The 21,779-nt window shown below is 71.3% G+C and carries 16 protein-coding genes; 8 read left to right on the top strand and 8 right to left on the bottom strand.

The window, feature by feature from the left end:
• The first annotated feature begins 55 nt into the window (after nt 1–55).
• Entirely contained in the window at nt 56–1,726 is a 1,671-nt protein-coding gene (gene ptsP, locus D1369_RS34480) for a phosphoenolpyruvate--protein phosphotransferase (RefSeq protein ID WP_007380588.1), read from the top strand.
• Between the two features lie 70 nt (nt 1,727–1,796).
• Here the strand turns inward: ptsP and D1369_RS34475 are convergent, their stop codons facing one another.
• Together D1369_RS34475 and D1369_RS34470 are read right to left on the bottom strand one after the other, a co-directional pair.
• Nucleotides 1,797–2,690, bottom strand: a complete 894-nt coding sequence (locus tag D1369_RS34475) for a hypothetical protein (RefSeq protein ID WP_007380589.1) — start codon at nt 2,688–2,690, stop codon at nt 1,797–1,799.
• Nucleotides 2,691–2,712: 22 nt separating this feature from the next.
• A complete protein-coding gene (locus tag D1369_RS34470; RefSeq protein ID WP_118082809.1) occupies nt 2,713–3,921 on the bottom strand; it encodes an MFS transporter in 1,209 nt (402 codons plus the stop codon).
• Nucleotides 3,922–4,052: 131 nt separating this feature from the next.
• On the opposite strand from D1369_RS34470, the gene D1369_RS34465 reads away from it, so the two are divergent.
• Complete coding sequence (locus tag D1369_RS34465; protein ID WP_118083165.1) at nt 4,053–5,372, top strand: aminotransferase class I/II-fold pyridoxal phosphate-dependent enzyme; 1,320 nt, start codon at nt 4,053–4,055, stop codon at nt 5,370–5,372.
• A 9-nt stretch (nt 5,373–5,381) separates the two neighbouring features.
• On the opposite strand, the gene D1369_RS34460 is transcribed toward D1369_RS34465, so the two are convergent.
• A complete protein-coding gene (locus D1369_RS34460) occupies nt 5,382–7,349 on the bottom strand; it encodes an acetoacetate--CoA ligase (protein ID WP_007380592.1) in 1,968 nt (655 codons plus the stop codon).
• Nucleotides 7,350–7,561: 212 nt separating this feature from the next.
• On the opposite strand from D1369_RS34460, the gene D1369_RS34455 reads away from it, so the two are divergent.
• A complete protein-coding gene (locus D1369_RS34455) occupies nt 7,562–9,928 on the top strand; it encodes a glycoside hydrolase family 31 protein (RefSeq protein WP_037899263.1) in 2,367 nt (788 codons plus the stop codon).
• 3 nt (nt 9,929–9,931) lie between these two features.
• On the opposite strand, the gene D1369_RS34450 is transcribed toward D1369_RS34455, so the two are convergent.
• Nucleotides 9,932–10,468, bottom strand: coding sequence for an NUDIX domain-containing protein (locus D1369_RS34450; RefSeq protein WP_007380594.1), 537 nt, complete (start codon nt 10,466–10,468; stop codon nt 9,932–9,934).
• Between the two features lie 135 nt (nt 10,469–10,603).
• Here D1369_RS34450 and D1369_RS34445 point away from each other — a divergent pair, with 135 nt between their 5' ends.
• From D1369_RS34445 to glpK, 5 genes are all read left to right on the top strand, one after another.
• The gene (locus D1369_RS34445) at nt 10,604–11,029 is read left to right on the top strand and encodes a zinc ribbon domain-containing protein (RefSeq protein WP_037899265.1); all 426 of its coding nucleotides are present in this window, start codon (nt 10,604–10,606) and stop codon (nt 11,027–11,029) included.
• Entirely contained in the window at nt 11,026–12,216 is a 1,191-nt protein-coding gene (locus tag D1369_RS34440; protein ID WP_007380596.1) for a lipid-transfer protein, read from the top strand. The genes D1369_RS34445 and D1369_RS34440 overlap by 4 nt, the downstream gene beginning before the upstream one ends.
• 118 nt (nt 12,217–12,334) lie before the next feature.
• Nucleotides 12,335–13,987, top strand: a complete 1,653-nt coding sequence (locus D1369_RS34435) for a GGDEF domain-containing protein (RefSeq protein ID WP_118082808.1) — start codon at nt 12,335–12,337, stop codon at nt 13,985–13,987.
• 368 nt (nt 13,988–14,355) lie between these two features.
• Entirely contained in the window at nt 14,356–15,081 is a 726-nt protein-coding gene (locus D1369_RS34430; RefSeq protein ID WP_007380597.1) for an MIP/aquaporin family protein, read from the top strand.
• A gap of 84 nt (nt 15,082–15,165) precedes the next feature.
• The gene (gene glpK, locus D1369_RS34425; protein ID WP_007380598.1) at nt 15,166–16,677 is read left to right on the top strand and encodes a glycerol kinase GlpK; all 1,512 of its coding nucleotides are present in this window, start codon (nt 15,166–15,168) and stop codon (nt 16,675–16,677) included.
• A gap of 71 nt (nt 16,678–16,748) precedes the next feature.
• On the opposite strand, the gene D1369_RS34420 is transcribed toward glpK, so the two are convergent.
• The 4 genes from D1369_RS34420 to D1369_RS34405 form a co-directional block, all read right to left on the bottom strand.
• Nucleotides 16,749–17,354, bottom strand: coding sequence for an ATP/GTP-binding protein (locus D1369_RS34420; protein ID WP_007380599.1), 606 nt, complete (start codon nt 17,352–17,354; stop codon nt 16,749–16,751).
• Nucleotides 17,355–17,679: 325 nt separating this feature from the next.
• On the bottom strand, nt 17,680–18,075 hold the full coding sequence (locus D1369_RS34415; RefSeq protein ID WP_007380600.1) for a DUF742 domain-containing protein: 396 nt from the start codon (nt 18,073–18,075) through the stop codon (nt 17,680–17,682).
• A gap of 9 nt (nt 18,076–18,084) precedes the next feature.
• A complete protein-coding gene (locus D1369_RS34410) occupies nt 18,085–18,507 on the bottom strand; it encodes a roadblock/LC7 domain-containing protein (protein WP_007380601.1) in 423 nt (140 codons plus the stop codon).
• Nucleotides 18,504–21,521, bottom strand: coding sequence for a nitrate- and nitrite sensing domain-containing protein (locus D1369_RS34405; protein ID WP_118083164.1), 3,018 nt, complete (start codon nt 21,519–21,521; stop codon nt 18,504–18,506). The genes D1369_RS34410 and D1369_RS34405 overlap by 4 nt, the downstream gene beginning before the upstream one ends.
• Between the last annotated feature and the right edge of the window lie 258 nt (nt 21,522–21,779).

The raw sequence follows: 21,779 nt of genomic DNA, 5'->3' as shown, positions 1-21,779 counted from the left end.
AGGGACGACAACCATCGCGGCGGCGGGACCCGCCGCACTATCGGAGACGGGTGAGATGGACACAACGCTGCGAGGCGTCGGCGTGAGCCACGGTGTGGCGATCGGCGAGGTTCGGCACATGGGAACGGCGGTGCTGGAGCCGCCTGCCAAGCAGATTCCGGCGCAGGACGCGGAGCGTGAACAGGGGAACGCCCGCAAGGCAGTGGAAGCTGTGGCGGCCGACCTGATGGCGCGCGGCAATCTGGCCGGGGGCGAAGCCCAGGCGGTGCTCGAGGCGCAGGCCATGATGGCCCAGGATCCCGAGCTGATGGCGGACGTGGACCGGCGTATCGCCGTCGGCAGCACGGCCGAGCGGGCCGTGTACGACGCGTTCGCCGCGTACCGGGAGCTGCTGGCGGGCGCCGGTGAGTACCTGGCCGGACGCGTCGCCGACCTCGACGACGTGCGGAATCGTATCGTCGCTCGGCTGCTCGGGGTGCCCATGCCGGGAATCCCGGACAGCGACGAGCCATACGTCCTCGTGGCGCGCGATCTTGCTCCCGCCGACACCGCTCTGCTGGACCCGACGCTGGTTCTGGGTTTCGTCACCGAGGAGGGGGGGCCGACCAGCCACAGTGCGATTCTGGCGCGGGCGCTCGGGGTGCCGGCCGTTGTGGCGCTGCCGGGTGCAGGTGAGCTGGCCGAGGGCACGGTCGTCGCTGTCGACGGCAGCACCGGTGAGATCTTCGTGAACCCGAGCGACGAGAAGAAGGCCGAGTTGGAGGCCGCTGCCGCCGAGCGGAAAGCCGCGCTCGCCGCGTCGACGGGGCCGGGGGTCACCGCCGACGGTCACAAGGTGCCGCTGCTGGCGAACGTCGGTGGTCCGGCGGACGTACCTGCCGCGCTCGAGGCCGGGGCCGAGGGTGTCGGTCTCTTCCGTACCGAGTTCCTCTTCCTCGACGACAGCAAGAACGCCCCGTCCGAGGAGAAGCAGGTCGAGGCGTATCGCCAGGTCCTCGAGGCGTTTCCCGAGGGGCGTGTGGTCGTCCGTGTGCTGGACGCGGGCGCGGACAAGCCGCTGGACTTCCTGACGCCGGCCGACGAGCCGAACCCGGCGCTGGGTGTGCGTGGGCTGCGGACGCTGCTGGACCACCCCGAGGTGCTGCGGACGCAGCTGACGGCGCTCGCCAAGGCCGCCGAGGGGCTGCCGGTCTACCTCGAGGTCATGGCCCCGATGGTGGCGGACCGTGCCGACGCCAAGGCGTTCGCCGACGCGTGCCGTGCGGCCGGGCTGCGGGCGAAGTTCGGCGCGATGGTGGAGATCCCCTCTGCTGCCCTGCGGGCGCGGTCGATTCTGCAGGAGGTCGAGTTCCTGTCGCTGGGGACCAACGACCTCGCGCAGTACACCTTCGCCGCCGACCGTCAGGTGGGTGCGGTGTCGCGGCTGCAGGATCCGTGGCAGCCCGCGCTGCTCGACCTGGTCGCGCTGTCCGCCGAGGCGGCGAAGGCCGAGGGCAAGAGCTGTGGTGTCTGTGGTGAGGCCGCGTCCGACCCGCTGCTCGCCTGTGTGTTGACCGGTCTTGGGGTCACCTCGCTTTCCATGGGTGCGGCGTCCATTCCTTATGTCCGGGCGACGCTGGCGAAGTACACGCTGGCGCAGTGCGAGCGTGCTGCCGCGGCCGCGCGGACTGGCGACAGTGCCGACGAGGCGCGTGCCGCGGCGCAGGCGGTGCTGTCGGGCGAGTAGTCGGACCTGCTCGGCCGGCTGACGGTTTCCGGAGGGCGCTCCACCTGTGGGTGGGGCGCCCTCCTTGTGTTCAGTGGCTGTGGTGTGGGGTCGGTCCTTCCGGTCCGAGGTCGGGGGGTGCGCAGTAGTCGACGTCTGATTCCGGGGAGATCAGATCGCCGGAGTCGATGTCGGTGCAGTAGGCGTCGAAGACCTCTCCTGCGGTGAGGGGGTCGAGGCCGTCGCCACGCAGGCGCCAGCCGTAGATGCGGTCGGCGGTTCCTGGGGTGCTGGTGCGCATGACGAGTCCGCCGGGGCTCTGAGTGGCGATGCCGAGTGCGAGGACCGTGGTGAATTCGAGGGCCTCGGCCTCGTCGAGTTGTACGGATCCGTCGGTGTTCTCGTCGGAGTGGAGGACGGATACGAGCGTTTCCGGGGTGCCGGTGACGCTGCAGACGAGGTGATGTTCGCCCGGCAGGGCGGTGTCGAGGATCCGCAGGAGGAGGTCCGAGGCGCGGGTGAAGGCCGCCCGGCCGATGTCCTCTCCGCAGGAGCCGCAGGTGCCGAGGCGTGCGAGGAGTGTGGTCGCGTACTCCCAGGTGGCCTGGCGGACCGCCTCGTCCACGAGGGCGGGTACGAGGTCGGTGAGGGGCTGGCCCTCGTACGGGAGTGTCGGGCCGGTGCCGGCGAGTTCGGCCGTGAAGCGGGTGCGGCTGGACGGGGCGTCCGGGTCGAGGCCCGTCTCCTCGCAGAACTCGGCGTACTCCTGGGGATCGAAGAGGGCGATGGTGGTGTGGCTGCCTTGTGCGGAGCGGGTCCTCAGCAGGTCTTCGACCTGTTTCAGGTAGGTCGCGTGGTCGTCGAAGGTGAAGGTGCGGTAGCGCCGCATGGCGCGGAAGTCGTGCTCGTCGGTGAGCAGGCCGATGGTGCCGGCGATTTCGCGGCGCAGGACGCGTCGCATCGTCTGGTGGTCGGTGTGCGCCATGTTTCCCCCTGTGCGCAGTCGATCAATGCTCACTCACAGTAACCGGCGGCACTGACAATGGGTGGTGGGCGAGGCGCCTCCGGACCAGTCGGTGCTGGATTACGCAGGTCAGAGCGATGACTGTGCCGAAGGTGACCCATCCTGCCGGGCCGGTGGCGATGGCCGCGGTGACCGCGAGTGGTCCGAACGTGCGCTGCACGGACTGGGCCAGGCCGTGGACGCCGAGGTAGGCGCCCTGCGCGGTGTCCGGGGCGAGGGCGACGGAGAGTTCCCAGGAGACGGTGGCGTGGAGCATCTCGGCCATGGTGAAGGCGGCTGCGGCGGCGGTGAGAAGCGCGGTGGCGGTGACGGCTCCGCCCGTGGCCGCGAGTGCCATGGCGATCCCGCCCAGGGCGAAGGTGGCGGAGAGCGGGAGGAGCAGGTTCCGGGCTGCGGCCGTGGTGATGCCGAATCGGGCGAGGGGAACCTGGAGTGCCACGACCATGACGTTGTTGAGGACCATCAGGAGTGGCGCGAGTCCGTTCGGTGCGTTGCTCTCGTGTGCGATCCACAGGGGCAGACCGACCTTGAACACGGCGTCGTCGAGGAAGAGGACGGTCTCGGTGGCGACGTAGGCGAGATAGGTGCGGTCGCGCCACGGGTTCGTCGGTCTGGTCGTCGGGGCCGGGTGTTTCGAGGTGATGACGGTGCGGGAGGGTGACGGGGGTTCGCCGCAGCGCAGCGTGAGAAGGGCTGAGGCGATGAAGGAGAGGGCGTCGCCGGCGAGGAGCCACTGGTAGGCGGTGGTGGTGCCGAGCGCGAGGGCCGCCGCGGCGGTGAGGCCTCCCAGCGCCCAGCCCGCGTTGGCGACGGTTCGGTGGAAGGCCTGGTAGCGGACGCGGTCCGGGCCCGCGACCCGGGTGGCGTAGAGCTTGGTGAGGATGCTGGCGGCGCGGTCGCCGAGGCCGCCCATCGCCGAGAAGGCGAGGAGCAGGGCGTAGTTGTTCGTGGTGAGCAGGGCGCAGGAGGCGACGGCACGCACGAGCTGGACGGTCAGCAGGACTCGGGTGACCGGGAACCGGTCGGCGAGCTTGCCGCCTATCGGTGCCCCGGCGATGCCGATGGCGCCGGCGGCAGCGGCGAGGGTGCCGACCTGGGCCAGGGAGAGGTCGGAGACGTAGGTGAAGTAGAGAACGGAGACGGACGCCCACAGCCCGCTGCCGACGCGGTCGACGAGCGCTATGGCGAGCATTCTGCGCCCGTCGCGTCCTCCGGGGACGCTTCTCGACCATGCTGCCGCGCGCCGTATCGGATGCACTGCTCCCCCTTGCCCCTTGCTTTGCCCGTTGCTTTTTGATTATGTACTGATACATACTTTTGAACGTGGCAACACAATATGAGATCAGTGGGGCGACGGCCAAGGGAATTGCGGCGTCCGTCGAACGGGCCGTGGCCGAGGGCTCTTTGGCGCCCGGGGCTGCGCTGCCTCCGGTGCGGCGCCTGGCGGACGACCTCGGCGTGAGCCCGGGGACGGTCGCCACGGCGTACAAGGAACTGCGGCAGCGCGGGATCGTGGCCACCCGGGGCCGGGGCGGGACCGTTGTGGCCTCGGCTCCTGCGGTGGCGTCACGTCGGCCGCCGAAAGTGCCCGAGGGGCTGCGGGACTTGGCGGGCGGTCACCCCGATCCGCGGCTGCTTCCCGGTCTGGTGCCGCCCTCGCGGCTGTCCCCCGGCGCCCGTTCACACCGGTCGACGCCCCGGCTGGCACGGCTCGAGGACGCCGTACGCGCGTGGCTGGGGCCCGACGGCGTACCGGTCGAGCATGTGACCTTCGCGCACGGGGCGTTGGATCTGGTCGGGCGGTTGCTCTCCGTCGAGCTACGGCCCGGTGATGCCGTGGCGATGGAGGATCCGGGCTATCACCATCTGCTGGATCTGGTCACGGCGTTGGGGCTGCGCATGATCCCCGTCGCGGTCGACGACGAAGGAGTGCTGCCCGAGGCCGTGCGCGCGGCGCTGCGGGCGGGGGCGCGGGCGCTGGTGTGCAGTCCGCGGGCGCAGAATCCGTACGGCGGCCGCTTCTCCGCCGAGCGACAGGAAGCACTGCTGGGTGTGCTCAGGGAACACCCGGAGGTGCTGGTCGTGGAGAACGATCACGCGTCCGCGGTCGCCGACGCCCCGTTGCGGACCCTGACCGGCGCGGGGCTGTCGCGCTGGGTGCATGTGCGGACGGTGAGCAAGTTCCTGGGGACGGACCTGCGCTGGGCGGCCGCCGCGTGTGATCCGATCACGCTGGGGCGGCACGACGGACGGCTGCTGCTGACGTCCGGCTGGGTCAGTCATCTGCTCCAGGAGACGGTGTACGGGCTTCTCTCCGACGAGAGCACGCGCGCGTTGGTCGCTCGCGCCGAGGAGACCTACACCGTGCGCCGGAACGCCCTGGTGCGGGAGCTCGGCGAGCGGGGCGTCGAGGCGCACGGGGCGAGCGGGATGAACGTATGGGTGCCCGTCCGGGACGAGTCGGCCGTGGTGAACGGGCTGCGGTCGTACGGCTGGTGGGTCGCGGCCGGGGCCCGGTTCCGGCTGTCGGCGGGGCCGGGCGTGCGGATCACGGCCGCCGAGCTGGAGCCGGCCGACGCGGCGCGGCTGGCCTCGGACTTCGCCGGAGTGCTCGGTGAGTCCGAGGCCACCTACGGGGGGTGACCTGGTCGGTCAGGCGCGTTTGCGGGCCAGGTCCTCGTAGAAGTGGAGCAGGTCGAGGTTGTCGATGGAGCCCGGGTTGACCGCCTTCTCCAGAGGGGTGCCCTGGAGGAGGCGCTTGACGGGGACCTCGATGCGCTTTCCGGTAAGGGTGTGCGGGATGCCGGGGACCTCGATGACCTCGTCCGGGATGTGGCGGGGTGAGAGGTTCTCGCGGATGGTCTGCTTGATGCGGTCGAGGAGGGTCTGGTCGAGGACGGCTCCCGGGGCCAGCTGCACGAACAGCGGCATCCAGTAGCCGCCGTCGGGCTGTTCGATGCCGATGACCAGGGACTCCTTGATCTCGGGGAGCCGCTCCACGGCCTCGTAGATGTCGGCCGAACCCATGCGGACGCCCTGGCGGTTGAGTGTCGAGTCGGAGCGGCCGTGGATGACGACCGAACCGCGCGAGGTGACGGTGATCCAGTCGCCGTGCCGCCACACTCCGGGATACGTGTCGAAGTAACTGTCGTGATAGCGGCTGCCGTCGGGGTCGTTCCAGAAGTGGATCGGCATCGACGGCATGGGGTTGGTGACGACGAGCTCACCGACCTCGTCGATCAGGGGTTTGCCGCTCGGGTCCCAGGACTGCAGGTCGGTGCCGAGGCTCGGTGCCTGGAGCTCGCCGATGTACACGGGCAGGGTGGGTACGGCGCCCGCGAAGCACGAGCACACGTCCGTGCCGCCGCTGACGGAGGCGATCCACAGGTCGTCGCGGACCTCGTCGTGCAGCCAGCGGAAGCCGTCGGGCGGAAGCGGTGAGCCGGTGGTGGCCACGCACTGCACCTTGGAGAGGTCGAAGTCGCGTCCCGGGTGCACGTCGGCCTTGCGGCAGGCCATGACGTACGCGGCCGAAGTGCCGTAGAGGGTGGCGCCCGTGCGTTCGGCGACCCGCCACTGGGCGCCGGTGTCGGGGTAGCCGGGACTGCCGTCGTACAGGACGACGGTCGTGCCCGTGAGGAGGCCGGAGACGAGGAAGTTCCACATCATCCAGCCCGTGGAGGTGTACCAGAAGAAACGGTCCTCGGGGCCGAGGTCGCAGTGCAGGCCGAGTTGCTTGAGGTGCTCGACGAGGATGCCGCCCTGCGACTGGACGATCGCCTTGGGCAGGCCCGTCGTGCCGGAGGAGTAGAGCACCCACAAGGGATGCGCGAAGGGCACCTGTTCGAAGACGGGTTCCGTGTCCGCGCGCGTGAGGGCGGCCCACTCCAGGGCGCCTTCGGGAGCCTCGGTGCCGAGGAGGGGGATGTGGACGACAGCACGCAGGGAGGGCAGTTCGCGGCGGAGTTCGGCGACCGTCTCGCGGCGGTCGTGCTCCTTGCCCCCGTAGCGGTAGCCGTCGACGGTGAACAGGACGACCGGTTCGACCTGCTGGAAGCGGTCCAGGACGCTGCGGGCGCCGAAATCGGGGGCGCAGGACGTCCAGACGGCGCCCACGGCGGCCGTGGCGAGGAGGGCGACGACGGCCTGCGGGATGTTCGGGAGGTAGCCGCTGACGCGGTCTCCGGACCGGACGCCCAGGGCGCGCAGCTCGGCGGTCAGGGAGCCCACCTGGCGGCGCAGCTCGGACCAGGTCACCGGGGTCGGCTCATGGGCCTCGTCGACGTACAGGAGGGCGGGTTCGTCCGCGCGGGTCTCGGCCGCGCGCAGGGCGTGTTCGGCGTAGTTGAGGGTGGCGCCGGGGAACCACTCGGCGCCGGGCATCGAACGGTCGCCGAGCACGCGCGCGTAGGGCGTGGAGAACCGTACGTCGAACCACTGGGTGAGGGCTTCCCAGAACGGCTCCAGCTCGTCCACGGACCAGCGGTGGAGTGCCGCGTAGCCTCCCTCGGCCGGGGCGCCGTGGTGCTCGGCCGCCCATGCCTGGAACCTGGTGACCTGGGACCGGGCGATGCGCTGCGGATCTGGCTGCCAGAGCGGCTGGGGATTCACGGTCGACATGGGGGCTCCCGGACTGTGCGCGTCGTGTGCGTCTCCCGCGCACGGGCCAGGGGTGTGCGCGTGACGCGGCTGACAGGGACGATGCCATGTGATCAACTTCTACGCCAGGGTGCGCCCCACATAGTCCGTGTCGTGAAGATGTGGCCCCAGCACGGGTGAACGGCAGTTGAACGGCACGCGCGCGTGGGGCGGTGAGTGGCAGGGTGAGCAGCATGAGCGGTCGTGACCTGGTGCGTTCGATATGGGCGGTCGGTTCGGCGGGGGCGCCCCAGGGGTTGCGTACCGTGCGTGCCGCGTGGCGCAGGAGGCGTACCGACGCCGTCGGGCTGCCGGCGCGGGGGGCCGAGCGGGCGCGGGTGCCGGGGCCGGTCCAGGACGCGGAACCGGCTCCCGGCGGGGGTGTCGTCCGGTTCAGCCGCTCCGAACTGCGGATCGTCGTCGCCGTGAACGGGGCGGTCTTCTGGGGGTGGGACGGCGCCGGGCCGGAGCCGTCGTACGCGCTCGCGGGCCGCTGCCCGGAGCCGGATCCCCGGGCGGTCCTGGAGCCGGACAAGGACGGCGGCTGGCGGGTCGTCGCCGAGCGGGTGACGGTCATGGTGTCGCGGCACGGAGCGGTCGAGGTGCGTACGCCCGGCGGGGTGACCCTGCGCCGGGATCTGCCGCCCCGCTGGTGGGAGCCGGTGGGCGGGGGCGAGGCTCGCTGGATGCAGCGGACGGAGGTGGCCGCCGACGCACGGTTCTTCGGCCTGGGTGGACGGGCCTGCGGGCCTCGGTTGCGGGACGGGACGTACCGGCTGTGGAACACCGATCCCGGCCGCGCCTTCGGGCCGGGCGACGATCCCCTGTACGTCACGATGCCGGTGCAGCTGGTGGTGGCCGACGCCGCCACCCATCTCGTGTTCCACGACACCTCGTGGGACGGCACCGTGACCCTGCGGGAGGGCGAGGAGGGCGCCGGTTCCGGGCACGACCGGGCGGGGATGTCCGAGCTGCGGATGGCCGGCGGTCCGCTGCGCTGCTGGGTGATGGTGGGCACTCCCGCGCGCGTGCTGCTCGCCTGGGCCTCGCTGACCGGTGCGCCCGCGTTGCCGCCGTCCTGGGCGCTCGGCCATCATCACGCCCGCCGCGGCTTCGGCAGTGAGCAGGAGGTCCGGCGGATCGTCGCCGGGTACCAGGAGCGCGGTCTGCCGCTCGACGCCGTCCACCTGGACATCGACCACCACGACGAGCACCAGGTGTTCACGGTCGACCAGGAGCGCTTTCCCAAGCTGCCCCAACTGGCCGAGGAACTGCGGCGGGACGGGATCCGGCTGGTGTCGATCGTCAACCCGGCGGTCAAGGCGGCGCCCGGCAACGCCGTCCACGACAGCGGGACGGCCGAGGACGCCTTCGTCCGGGACGCGTCGGGGCGGCTCGTGGAGGGGGTCGGGTGGCCCGGGGAGGCGGTCTATCCGGACTTCACGCACGCGCGTGTGCGTGCCTGGTGGGGTCGCCTCTACCAAGAGAGGCTCACGGCGGGGTTCGCGGGCTTCTGGCACGACATGAACGAGCCCACGTCCTTCAACGCGTTCGGTGAGTCCACCCTGCCGCGGTCGGCCAGACACTCCCTGGAGGGCCGCGGCGGCGACCACCGGGAAGCGCACAACGTCTACGCGCTGTGCATGGCCCAGGCCGGATACGAGGGTCTGCGCGAGCTGGTGCCGGGCGAGCGGCCCTTCCTGTTCTCGCGCTCCGGCTGGGCCGGCATACAGCGGTACGGGGGCACCTGGTCCGGTGACGTGGCCACCGGCTGGCCGGGCCTGCGGGCCTCGTTGTCGCTCGTGATGGGGCTCGGGCTGTGCGGGGTGCCGTACTCGGGGCCCGATGTGGGCGGCTACGACGGGCACCCCTCGCCCGAGCTGTATCTGCGCTGGTTCCAGCTCGGCGCCTATCTGCCGTTGTTCCGTACCCACGCGAGCCTGCGGGCCGGACGCAGGGAGCCGTGGGAGTTCGGCGCCGAGGTGCTGGAGCACGCGCGCGTGGCGCTCGTGGAACGCCGACGGCTGCTGCCGTACTTCATGACGCTCGCACAGCTGGCCCGTCGTACCGGAGCGCCTTATGTACGACCCCTGTGGTGGTCCGTGCCGGAGGACCGCGCTTTGCGGGACTGCGAGGACGCCTTCCTGCTCGGCGACAGCCTGCTCGTGGCACCGGTGCTCGATCCGGGCAGCGACCGGCGGGCGGTGCAGCTGCCACGGGGGCGCTGGTACGACACGACCACGGAGCAGGTGTACGAGGGGCCGGGACAGGTCCTGGTCGACGCCCCCCTGTCGCGGATCCCGGTGCTCGCGCGCGCGGGCGCCGTCATTCCGGTGCGAGCGGACGACGGCGGGATCGAACTGGAGGTGTGGGCTCCCGCCCGGGGACGGAGCGGCGGCGGGCTCGTCGTCGAGGACGCGGGCGACGGTTGGGACGAACCGGAGATCGAACGGTACGTCGCCCGCTGGGAGGGCCGGAAGCTGGTGGTTCAGCGGGAGGGCGAGGACGGCTTGAGCGAACCGTCCCACCCGGTGCGGCTGCGCGGGCTGGGAGCGCGCTGAGACTCAGAGGTAACGGCCCTCGAACCAGGCCCTTACGGCCAGCGTGTGCAGCGGGAAGGCGAGCTCCTCCGGCCTGCGCAGCAGGTGCCAGCCCTCCGTCTCGTTCGTGGCCGCGGACTGCGGGAGGCCGTCGGCGGGGCGCTCCGGCAATGCCCCGAACAGCAGCAGGTGGCCGTCGTGCGAGCTGAGTGCGTCGACGAGCCGTACGTCGCGGCTCGCCGCCTCGATGCCGGTCTCTTCCTTGAGTTCACGGACCAGGGCGTGCCGCCAGTCCTCGCGGTCGTCGATGAAGCCGCCGGGCAGCGCGATGCCTCCGCGCGCGGGGGACACGGTTCGGGTGATGACGACCAGGGCGGTGCCCTGGGTGTCGTACACGGGCTGGAGTGCGACGGCGACCGGCAGGGGGTTGCGGTACGCGACGGTGTGGCAGACGGGACAGATGCGGGGCCAGTCCGCGACACCCTCTCCGTAGGGCGCTCCGCAGCTCGAACAGTGGGAGCCGGGGGCGGAGTTGGGGGTGGAGTGCTGAGTTTCGGACACGCCGCGGACTGTATCCGATCATCAGGTGTTCCGGTTGCGTCGGGCCCTCTGCCTCTTTGCGGCCGCCCGTGACACACTTCTGACGTCCCGTCAGATCTGGGCCTGGGAGGACCTGTGCCGCGCACGCACACACCTGTGGTCGCCGGGTGGTTCGCCGGTGACGGAGACGACTTCACGCTTCTCGGAACCCGCTGCTCCGCCTGTGCCTCGGTCTTCTTCCCGCGCGAGGACGGCTGGTGCCGCAACCCCGGATGCGCCGGTGGCGATCTGGCGGAGATTCCCCTTTCGCGGCGCGGTCGCGTCTGGTCGTACACGGACAGCCGGTACCGGCCTCCGTCACCGTATGTGACCGATCCGGAACTTCCGTGGGAGCCGTACACGTTGATCGCTGTGGAGCTGGCCGCCGAGCGGATCGTGGTGCTGGGGCAGGCGGTTCCCGGGGTCACCGTCGCCGATCTTGCCGTGGGCGCGGAGGTGGAGGTCGTCGCCGGGGTGCTCCATGAGGACGGGGAGACGGTCTGGACGACGTGGCAATGGCGGCCGACGGGGGTGACGGCATGACGGGAGAGGTGGCGGTGCTCGGCGCGGGCATGCACCCCTGGGGCAAGTGGGGGCGCGGCTTCGTCGAGTACGGCGTGGCGGCGGCGCGCGCGGCGCTGGCCGACGCCGGCCTGGAGTGGCGGGACGTCGGATCGATCGTCGGCGCGGACACCGTGAGGGGCGGCTATCCGGGCTACGTGGCGGGGGCGACCTTCGCCAGAGCGCTGGGCTGGCAGGGGGCTCGCGTCGCCAGCGTGTACGCGGCCTGCGCGTCGGGGGCACAGGCGGTGGCCGCCGCGCGGGCCCAGATTTTGGCGGGCCTGGCCGACGTGGTGCTCGTGGTGGGTGCCGACGCCGCCCCGAAGGGGTTCTTCCGGCCCGCGGGCGGTGACCGGCCCGACGATCCGGACTGGCTGCGGTTCCGGGTCCTCGGCGCGACCAACCCGACCTACTTCGGGCTGTACGCGCGTCGGCGCATGGCCGTGCACGGGGACACGGTGGAGGACTTCGCCCAGGTCAAGGTGAAGAACTCGGCTCTGGGCGCGCTGAATCCGTACGCGCGGTACCGCAAGCGGGTCAGCGCGGACGAGGTCGCGGCCTCCGCCGTGGTCGCCGATCCGCTGCGGCTTCTCGACATCTGCGCCACCTCGGACGGCGGGGCGGCTCTGGTGCTTTCCAGCCTGGAGTTCGCGCGTCGCAGGGGCGTGACCGAGCCCGTGCGGATCAGGGCGGTGTCGACGGTGACGCCGACGTATCCGAACACGGTGCTGGATCTGCCGGACATCGCGACGGACTCCGCCGCCGCGGCCGAGCCCGCCACCGAGACCTTCCGTGCGTCGATCGCGCGCGCGGCCTACGAGGAGGCGGGTGTCGGGCCGGAGGATCTCTCTCTCGCCGAGGTCTACGACCTGTCCACCGCTCTGGAGTTGCAGTGGTACGAGGACCTCGGGCTGTGCGGGGAGGGCGAGGGCGCGAAGCTGCTGCGCGAGGGGGCGACGGCACCCGGCGGGCGTATACCCGTCAACATGAGCGGCGGCCTCGCCTCCTTCGGCGAGGCGGTGCCGGCCCAGGCGATCGCCCAGGTGTGTGAGCTCACCTGGCAGCTGCGGGGCGAGGCGGGGGACCGGCAGGTCGAGCACGCACGCGTGGGGATCACCGCGAACCAGGGGCTGTTCGGGCACGGGTCGGCGGTGATCGCGGTGAGATGACCGACCGGACCGGCATCCTGGAAAGGGGTTTCCCTACGCTGTGTGAGCGGCCGGGAATCCTGCGTGAACGTCTCATGAACTGCGCTTGGGCGTGGTCCAAGGGCGCCATCATGCTCCCGTGCGCTCCTGGACGGACACTCTCCGCTTCGCCTTCCAGCCCGTGGTCAATCTGGCCACCGGCGGAGTCGCGGGGCTGGAGATACTCGCCCGCCCCGAGACCGGCGACATCCTCGCTGAGGCCCGCCGCGACCCCGAACTCGACGGACAGCTCGCCGTGTTGGCGGTAAGGGCGGCGGCGCGCCGGGAAACCCTGCTGCCCCTGCACGTCAACGTGTTCGCGGGCACGCTCGCCGACCTGGGCGGCCTCACCCCGCTGCACCACGCGGTGCGTGAGGCGGGGCGGCTGCCGTGGGAGATCACGCTCGACGTGGGGCCGCCGTACACGCATGTGCCGCACCAGGCACTGCTGGAGGCGCTCACCGAGCTGCGGGGGCAGGGCTTCCGGATCAGTGCGGACGGCGTGGGCGACGGGGACGTACCACTGAGACTCCTTGTCGACATGTCGCCCGACCTCGTGAAGCTCGACGCGTCGCTGCTGGTCCGGCCGTCGGCGGTGCGCGCGATGCGGACCCTGTGCGACGAGCTGGGAGCGCTTGTCTGCGTGGAGGGCGTGGAGACGGAGCTGCAGTACGGGGCCGCGCTGTCGGCCGGTGCGCAGTTGGCGCAGGGCACGCTGCTCGCGCCACCGTCCCGGCTTCCCGCGGCGGAGGTGTACGTTCCGCCCCGCTCCCCCGCCGACGCGGCGCCCCTGCGGTCCGGTCCTTCGGTACGGGAGTTCGTGCGCCCCGCCGCGCTGTTGCCGGCCACCGCGTCCGCGGGGCAGGTGCGGGCACTGCTGACCGGGTCGCCCGACGTGTCCGGGGTGCTGCTCGTGGACAGGGAGGGGGTGCCGTTCCGCTCGGTGCACCGCTCGCGCTTCCTGCTGTCGATGTCGGGGCGCTACGGACACGCCCTGTACGCCGACCGCCCCGCGGCCAAACTCGGCGATCCGCCGCGGACGGTGGGCATCGACGCCACCGCGTGGGAGGTCCTGGACGTGGTCGCCGTCGGCGACCGGGACCGTACGTCGGACGACGTCGCCGTGGTCGACCGGTTCGGCCGCTGCGTGGGAGTCGTGCGGCTCGCGGATCTCGTACGGGCGCTGAGCGAGACGCGGGTGGAGGAGGCGGCCGGGCTCAACCCGCTGACGCGGCTGCCCGGTTCGGACGCGATCACGGGCGAGGTGGACCGGCGTATCGCGGCCGGGCGGACGTTCGCGCTGAGCTGGCTGGACGTCGACCACTTCAAGCAGGTCAACGACGGGGCGGGATTCGCGGCCGGCGACGAGCTCATCCGCGAGGTGGGGCGGGTGCTGCAGCATGCGGCGACCGGCACCGCGTGCGTGGGGCACATCGGCGGGGACGACTTCCTGGTGCTGACCGACCCGGAGGAACTGGCTCCGCTGGCCGCGTCCGTTCTCGACGCTCCCTGGGCGGCGGGCGGGCGGCCCGTGACGCTGTCCCTGGCCACCGTGGTGTGCGTGCCGGGCAGCGTGGCGGGCTACCGGGAGGCGGCCGCGTGTCTGGCGCCGTTGAAGAAGGCCGCCAAGGCGCTCAGCGGGGCGAGCTGGGTCGTGGGGCGGGCAGGACTGCCGGGGCACGAGATCCGGCGCGGCACGGGGCCACAGGCACCTTCGGTGGGGTATGCGGTGGCGGAGCCGGGGAACGGCTGAAGAGGCGTCCGGTAAGGGGCCGTTCGGCTCGAAGGGGACTCGGCCGGCCCCGCGCCCGTTGATCAAGGCGGTCCGGGTGCCCGTCCCAACCGTTGCCGTCGGCGACCTTGACGCTCCCCGGGGCCCGGTGAACACTTCCGGTGTCGGTCGACATCGCCGTACATTCTCGGCGTTCCAGGCACCACGCCGCGCGGGCCCCCCTGAGCCAAGGCCCATACCCCCACGGGCGATTCGGCTGCGACGGCACGCTCGTCGCGGACGCCGGGCGGGGCGCGGGATCCTCCCTGCCCTCGGCAGTTCGCCAAGGAACCGCAACCCTGCACGGAGAACCGGGGCGGGAAGCCCCGGGCCAGGGCCTAGGAGCCGCCATGAGCAACGGAGACGTATTCCTCGGTGAGGTCATCGGTACGGCGATTCTGATCCTCTTCGGCGCCGGCGTGGTCGCCGCCGTCGTACTCAACCACTCCAAGGCGAAGGACGCCGGCTGGGTCGTCATCGCGTTCGGCTGGGGCTTCGGCGTGCTGGCCGGGGCGTACACCGCCGCACCCCTGTCCGGCGGGCATCTCAACCCGGCCGTGACCATCGGGATCGCCGTCGACACCGGGGACTGGGACCAGGTGCCGGTCTACATCGCCGGGCAGATGGTCGGTGCCGTGCTCGGGGCGGTCCTGTGCTGGCTGGTCTACTACGCGCAGTTCCGGGCCAACGCCGACGAGGAGATCGCCCAGCCCACGCTCGGGATCTTCTCGACCGCTCCGGCGATCCGCAATCCGGTGGCGAACCTGGTCACGGAGATCATCGCGACCGTCGGCCTCGTCCTGCCGATCCTGGCCTTCGGCCTCACCAAGGGTCTCGGCGAGTCCGGTACCGCGGTCCTCGTCGTCGCCTTCCTGGTGGTCGGCATCGGTCTGTCGCTCGGTGGGCCCACCGGATACGCCATCAACCCGGCCCGTGACCTGGGCCCACGCATCGTCCACACCCTGCTGCCGATCCCCAACAAGGGCACCTCGGACTGGAGTTACGCGTGGATCCCCGTGGTGGGCCCGCTGATCGGCGGAGCATTGTCCGGGGTGATCTTCAACGCGGCCTTCTGAACCACAGCCCTTGTGAACCACAGCCCTCGGAAACGCAACCCTCGTGAAACGCAGCCTCGTGCAGGAACCGACGAAGGGGACGTCATGACGGACAAGTTCGTCGCCGCCATCGACCAGGGCACCACCTCCAGCCGCTGCATCATCTTCAACCACGACGGCGCGATCGTGGCCGTCGACCAGCGCGAGCACCGCCAGATCTTCCCCAAACCCGGCTGGGTGGAGCACGACGCCACCGAGATCTGGTCCAAGGTGCAGGCTGTGGTCGCCGGTGCGATCGCGAAGGCCGGGCTGCGCGCCGACCAGCTCAGCGCGCTCGGCATCACCAACCAGCGCGAGACCACGGTCCTGTGGGACCGCGCCACGGGCAAGCCCGTGCACAACGCGATCGTCTGGCAGGACACCCGTACCGCGGCTCTTACCCACCAACTCGGCGGCTCGGACGGTCAGGACCGTTTCCGCGAGCAGACCGGCCTGCCGCTGGCCACCTACTTCTCGGGGCCGAAGGCGGCCTGGCTGCTCGACAACGTGCCGGGACTGCGCGCGCGTGCCGAGAACGGCGAGATCGCCTTCGGCACCATCGACTCCTGGCTGATCTGGAACCTCACCGGCGGCACGGACGGCGGGCGGCACGTCACGGACGTGACCAACGCCGGCCGGACCATGCTGATGAACCTGGAGACCCTCCAGTGGGACCAGTCCATCCTGTCCGCGATGAACGTGCCCGACGCCGTGCTGCCCGAGATCAGGTCGTCCGCCGAGGTCTACGGCACCGCGGTCGGCCAACTCGCGGGCGTGCCCGTGGCGTCGGCGCTGGGCGACCAGCAGGCCGCGGTGTTCGGGCAGGCCTGCTACGACGTGGGCACGGCGAAGAACACGTACGGCACGGGATCCTTCCTGCTGCTCAACACGGGCAACCGGCCGGTCCCCTCGAAGAACGGCCTGTTGACGACGATGGGCTACAAGATCGGCGGTGAGGCGCCGGTCTACTGCCTGGAGGGGTCCATCGCCATCACGGGCGCCCTGGTCCAGTGGTTCCGCGACCAGCTCGGCATCATCCGTACCGCCGACGAGATCGAGCCTCTCGCGGCGAGCGTCGAGGACAACGGCGGCGCGTACATCGTGCCCGCCTTCTCGGGCCTGTTCGCGCCCTATTGGCGTTCGGACGCGCGCGGGGTCGTCACGGGCCTGACGCGATACGTCACCAAGGCGCACCTCGCGCGGGCCGTGCTGGAGGCGACGAGCTGGCAGACGCGCGAGGTCGTGGACGCCATGTACCAGGACTCCGGGGTGCCGATCACCACCCTGAAGGTGGACGGCGGCATGACCAAGAACAACCTGCTCATGCAGCACCAGGCGGATGTGCTCGACGTGCCGGTGGTCCGGCCGAAGGTCTCCGAGACCACGTGTCTCGGCGCCGCGTACGCGGCCGGGCTCGCCACAGGTGTGTGGAACGACCTCGACGAGTTGAAGTCCCACTGGCAGAAGGACGTCGAGTGGACGCCGAACATGGAGGCGTCCGTGCGGGACCGCCAGTACCACAACTGGCGCAAGGCCGTGGAGAAGAGCTTCGGCTGGGAGGAGGACGGCGAGAACTAGGCACGCGCGCGTAGTGCCGTCGAGCCGCGGCCCGTACCCCTGTCGGCGGGGGTACGGGCCGCACCCGTGTCTCAGGTCGTGACGCTCTGGCGGCGCCGCGCCGAGTACGCCATCGCGTGCTGGACGACGCCCACGAGTACGTCCTTGACCGACTGCTTGTCCCGGGCATCGCACAGCACGACCGGTACGTCCTCGTCGAGGTCGAGGGCCTGCCGTACGTCCTCTTCGGGGTAACGGACCGCTCCCTCGAAGCAGTTGACGCCGACGAGGAAGGGTATGGAGCGCCGTTCGAAGTAGTCGACCGCGGCGAAGCAGTCCTCCAGGCGGCGGGTGTCGACGAGCACGACGGCTCCGAGGGCACCTTCGGAGAGCTCGTCCCACATGAACCAGAACCGTTCCTGCCCGGGCGTGCCGAACAGATACAGCACCAGGTCCTCGCGCAGGGTGATCCGCCCGAAGTCCATGGCGACGGTGGTGGTGCGCTTGTTCTCCACACCGCTGGTGTCGTCGACGGGGCGGCCGGCCTCCGTCAGCAGTTCCTCGGTGCGCAGCGGTCTGATCTCGCTGACCGCGCCCACGAACGTGGTCTTGCCCACGCCGAAGCCGCCGGCCACCAGGATCTTGAGCGTGACGGGCTCGACCGGGGGCTTGCCGCGCTCAGATCGCCCGAAGATCATTGGTCTCTTCTCCTGCTTGGTGGGGGTGTGGGGTGGACGGCGGTGCGCGGGCGGCCGTACGGGCGTCGCGCGGCGATGTCCGTGCAGGTACCGTCTCGGTCGACCCGGAACTGCCGGCCTCTCGTCACGTCCGTCTCCCCGATCGCACTGCTCGCAACCGTGTCCGCGGGCCGCTGGCCGGCCGCCTGCGGATGGTCGTCGACGATCAGTCAGATCATATCGGCAGGGGGGTTCCTGGTGTCCGCCGCGGACCGGCAGGGCCTCCCGGCGCGGACGCGCGGCCCGCTCTCGGCGTTCTGCGAGGGCGGGCGCGCGCGACGGCCCGTCACAGTGCCCGCAGGCCGTTGATCACGTCGCGCAGGATGCTCTCGTCCGGCAGTTCGGCGGGCGGCACCGGCCGGTTCACATGGACCCACTCCGAGGCGACGAGGTCGCCCACGAGGACCCGTACGACCCCGATGGGCAGGTCGAGTTCGGAGGACAGCTCGGCGACCGACTGGGGGGTGTCCCGGCACAGGTCGACGATGTCCACGTGCTCGGGGGACAGCGAGTGGTCCCCTTCCGGATCGTCCGTGTGGGATTCGGCCACGACGACCGCGATCAGGTCGAGGCGGTGCTGGCCGGCGCTCGTGGTGCGACCACGCGTCATGGCGTACGGACGAACCACCGGTCCGGCCTCGTCGTCGAACCAGTGGCTTCTTCCCTGACCGTCAGTGCTCATGTCATCTCACTACCCGCCCTGAGGCAGATCGGTGCGCGGAGCGGCACTGAGATGCACACCGACCCGCTTCACCAGGAGCGTCATCTCGTACGCGACGAGACCCACGTCCGAGTCGGCGTCCGAGAGGACGGCGAGGCAGCTGCCGTCACCCGCGGCCGTCACGAACAGGAAGGCTTCGTCCAGTTCCACGACGGTCTGGCGGACGTTGCCCGCCTCGAAGTGCCGGCCCACGCCCTTGGCCAGGCTGTGGAACCCGGACGCCACGGCGGCGAGGTGCTCGCTGTCCTCGCGGGTCAGGTCCTTGGACACGCCGGTCGGGAGGCCGTCGCTGGAGAGCACCAGGGCCTTGCGGATGCTCGCGACGCGCTCCACCAGGTCGTCGAGGAGCCAGTTGAGCTCGCCGGACTTGTCGGTCGCCTTCGGTGCGGTCATCGACCGTCCCCCTTAGTCGTTCGTTGTGGTGCTGTGCCGCCGGACGTGTCGTCGCTCTCGGCGTTCTCCTCACGGCCACGCTGCCAGCCCCGTTGGAGCGAGGCCATGCGGCTGCGTACCTCGTCGGCGTCCCGCTCCGCGGGCTCCGCCTGGTTCCGGGGGCGCCGCTCCGGGGCCTGCTTGAGCTGCGGGGCCAGGTTGGCCTGTCGTACCCGGCGGGGCAGCGGAGCGGTGCCGGAGCCGGCCTCGTCGGGCCCGCGCGCGGCGCCGAGAGGCGGCCTGCCGGAGCCGGACGCTCCGGGGACACCGCCGGCGGACTCGCCCCAGCCCGGCCGTACGACGCCGCCGGGCGCGGAGTCGGTCGCGCCGCCCCTGCCGGTGGCATCCGCGGTCGGGCCCACGGCGCCGAGGGCGGACGTATCCGAACCGCGCCCGCCGGTGGCCGAGTCCTCCGCGACCGGGCCGCTCGACGCGATGTCGGTACGCCGGGTGCGTCGGGGCAGGCCAGGGGCTGCGGGTCCGCCTCCGGGCCCACGGACCGGGGAGGTCGAGGGGGCCGGTGTCTCCGTCGGCTCGTCGAGACGGTCGGCCACGCCGGTGCTCCGGCGCAGGGCCGCGGCACGGCGACGGCTCGGCAGGGTCGGAGGTTCGGAGCGCGCGGGCCCCGTCGCGGGGGCGGTCTGTGACCGGGACGGACCCGGACCGATGGCCGGGGGCTGGTCCGCCTCCTCGCGTCCCGTCCGCTCGCCGGTGACCGGGCGTCCGTGGGAGCTGACCAGCTTGGGAGCCCGGCGACGGGACAACGACACCGGGGCGTCCGCGCCACCGCCGATGTCCGCTCCGTCGGTTCCGGGGGCTTCGTCGTCGGCCTGGGCCAGGGAGCGGCGCGGCCGGAACAGTCCGCCGCGCTCGCTGTCCTCGGACTCGAGGACGCCCGGCAGGTCGCTCAGGGTGTCGAGGTCGACCGGAGCCTCCAGTTCGACCGGGCCGTCCAGGATCGCGGGCGGCATGCCCGACAGCGGTGCCCCCCGGGTGAGCGCGACGCGCTGGGCCTGCTCCAGTTCGGCCTCCTTCGACGGCCGGGGCCGGTCGAGGCGGAAGCCGATGCCGTTGGTGTCGGGGACGTCGTCGGTCAGCAGCGCGTCGGGAATGAAGACGACCGCCGTGGTGCCGCCGTACGGCGAAGGCTGCAGCGAGACCCTGACGTTCTGCCGCTGGGCGAGCCGGCTGACCACGAAGAGCCCCAGCCGGTCGGTGTCGGACAGCTCGAACTCCGGTGTCTCGGCGAGCCGGAGGTTGGCGTCCAGCAGCGCGTCGGCGGCCATGCCGAGTCCGCGGTCGTGGATCTCCAGGGTGAAGCCGTTGGCGACGCGCTCGCCCAGGACCTGGACTGCGGTGTGCGGCGGGGAGAACACCGTGGCGTTCTCCAGGAGTTCGGCCACGAGATGCGTGAGGTCCGCGACGGCCGGGCCGGTCACGGCCACCCTGGGCAGTCGGCGGACCTCGATGCGCTCGTAGTCCTCGACCTCGGCGACGGCGGCGCGGACGACGTCCATGAGCTGGACGGGTTTGCGCCACTGCCGGGAGGGGGCGGCGCCGGAAAGGATCACCAGGCCCTCGGCGTGCCGTCGCATACGGGTCGTCAGGTGGTCCAGGCGGAACAGGTCGGCGAGTTCGTCGGTGTCCTCGGTGCGGCGCTCCATGGTGTCGAGCAGGGTCAGCTGCTTGTGCAGCAGAACCTGACTGCGCCGGGCGAGGTTGACGAAGACCTCGGAGACGCCGGCGCGCAACTCGGCCTGTTTGACGGCGGCTTCGACGGCGGCGCGCTGGAGGGTGTTGAGCGCCTGGCCGACCTCGCCCATCTCGTTCTTGTCGTACTCCAGGCGCGGGACCTCGGTCTCGATGTCGACCTGTTCGCCCACGGACAGGCGGCGCATCACGCTGGGCAGCCGTACGCCGGAGGCCTCATGGGCTTCCAGACGCAGTTGCCGCAGGTCGCGGATGAGGCCGCGGCCGACCCGCACGGACAGCACGAGCGAGAAGAGCAGGGCGATCAGACCGAGGACGCCGACGGCGGCCGCCTTGATGATGACGTCCATCGCGTCCGGCCGGACGCGGTCCTGGAGGCGGTCGCCCGCCTGGTCGTCGAGCTTGGCGAGTTCGTCGAGCGCACTGCCCGCGGCGGCGTCCCAGCTCTTGGCGCTGACGCTGCCGGTCGTGCCGGGCTCCGCGGTGATGACGGAATGCTCGGCGGAGCGCAGCGGAGCGGTGCCGGCGTTCTTCCAGAAACGCTCGTAGCGCTCGCGCTCCGAGGCCGGCAGGACTGCCAGGCTGACGTCGTACATCAGGGTCCGCTGGGCGGCGAGGTCGGAGACGTCGCGGATCTCGTCACGGGTGAGCTTGCCCACCACGAGGGCGGAACCGAGGAGGGCGTCCTCGCGGGAGAGCAGTTCGCGGGCACGGGTGATGTTGACCAGCGCCCGGGCCTGCTTGTCCAGTTCCACGTTGTCGATGCCGTCGAGCGTGGCCAGGAGGGCGTAGGCGGGGTCGACGAGGCGGTTGTACTGGTCGAGGGCCTGGAACCTGGAGACGGTGCCGTCCTCGACACTGCGGCGCAGCGAGTCGATGCCGTCGAAGGCGTCCAGGACGGCGGTGAGGCGCTCGTCGTCGTCCTGGTCCAGGCCGTCGCGGACATCGGGATCGTGTGCGTTCCGGCGGAACTTGGCGATGGCTTCGTCCGAGGCGCTCCTCGTGCCGCGCAGCGCGGACAGGGCGTCCGAGGCGCGCGGATCGGCCAGGTAGACAAGTGTCTGGCGGCGTTCCTGCTGGAGCACACGCACGGTGTCCTCGATGGGATAACCGAGCTTCTCCGTGACGGTCGACACCTGGAAGAGCCGGGCGACCTCACGTCCCGTCAGCACCGTGGCGAAGCCCCACACCGCGATCAGGGACACCAGCGGCACGAGAAGCAGCGCCACGATCTTCCGGCGGATCGACTTCCCGCGAAAGCGCATGGCCTCCCCCAGCTCGACCCCCGCCGGCCGGGGGTACACATGTACGTCAACAAACCGGCGCGAGCCTACTACCGACGCACACGTAACTCGAAGTTGCGTCCGGAACCCGAACTCTGCCGTGGTTTCGAGAGATGGGTGCTTGTCCTCCCATTGCGGGAGATTGCGTCCTGCGACCAGGTGGGGTGATCGGACCGGAACTGATCGGCCAGGGTGGGCGGTTGGCTGGATTTTTTCGTTTCTTTGACGTCGCGGGGGAAT

The sequence above is a fragment of the Streptomyces sp. CC0208 genome (assembly GCF_003443735.1).
GTDB lineage: Bacteria > Actinomycetota > Actinomycetes > Streptomycetales > Streptomycetaceae > Streptomyces > Streptomyces sviceus.
The sequence above is the reverse complement of the archived record's forward strand: the minus strand, read 5'-3'. Positions and strand labels throughout refer to the sequence as shown.

What these genes read in the sequence shown, in the direction of transcription:
- ptsP (WP_007380588.1), top strand. Translation starts at nt 56, where the DNA reads ATGGACACAACGCTGCGAGGCGTCGGCGTGAGCCACGGTGTGGCGATC.
- D1369_RS34475 (WP_007380589.1), bottom strand. Translation starts at nt 2,690, where the DNA reads ATGGCGCACACCGACCACCAGACGATGCGACGCGTCCTGCGCCGCGAA.
- D1369_RS34470 (WP_118082809.1), bottom strand. Translation starts at nt 3,921, where the DNA reads ATGCTCGCCATAGCGCTCGTCGACCGCGTCGGCAGCGGGCTGTGGGCG.
- D1369_RS34460 (WP_007380592.1), bottom strand. Translation starts at nt 7,349, where the DNA reads ATGTCGACCGTGAATCCCCAGCCGCTCTGGCAGCCAGATCCGCAGCGC.
- D1369_RS34455 (WP_037899263.1), top strand. Translation starts at nt 7,562, where the DNA reads ATGAGCGGTCGTGACCTGGTGCGTTCGATATGGGCGGTCGGTTCGGCG.
- D1369_RS34440 (WP_007380596.1), top strand. Translation starts at nt 11,026, where the DNA reads ATGACGGGAGAGGTGGCGGTGCTCGGCGCGGGCATGCACCCCTGGGGC.
- D1369_RS34430 (WP_007380597.1), top strand. Translation starts at nt 14,356, where the DNA reads ATGAGCAACGGAGACGTATTCCTCGGTGAGGTCATCGGTACGGCGATT.
- glpK (WP_007380598.1), top strand. Translation starts at nt 15,166, where the DNA reads ATGACGGACAAGTTCGTCGCCGCCATCGACCAGGGCACCACCTCCAGC.
- D1369_RS34420 (WP_007380599.1), bottom strand. Translation starts at nt 17,354, where the DNA reads ATGATCTTCGGGCGATCTGAGCGCGGCAAGCCCCCGGTCGAGCCCGTC.
- D1369_RS34415 (WP_007380600.1), bottom strand. Translation starts at nt 18,075, where the DNA reads ATGAGCACTGACGGTCAGGGAAGAAGCCACTGGTTCGACGACGAGGCC.
- D1369_RS34410 (WP_007380601.1), bottom strand. Translation starts at nt 18,507, where the DNA reads ATGACCGCACCGAAGGCGACCGACAAGTCCGGCGAGCTCAACTGGCTC.
- D1369_RS34405 (WP_118083164.1), bottom strand. Translation starts at nt 21,521, where the DNA reads ATGCGCTTTCGCGGGAAGTCGATCCGCCGGAAGATCGTGGCGCTGCTT.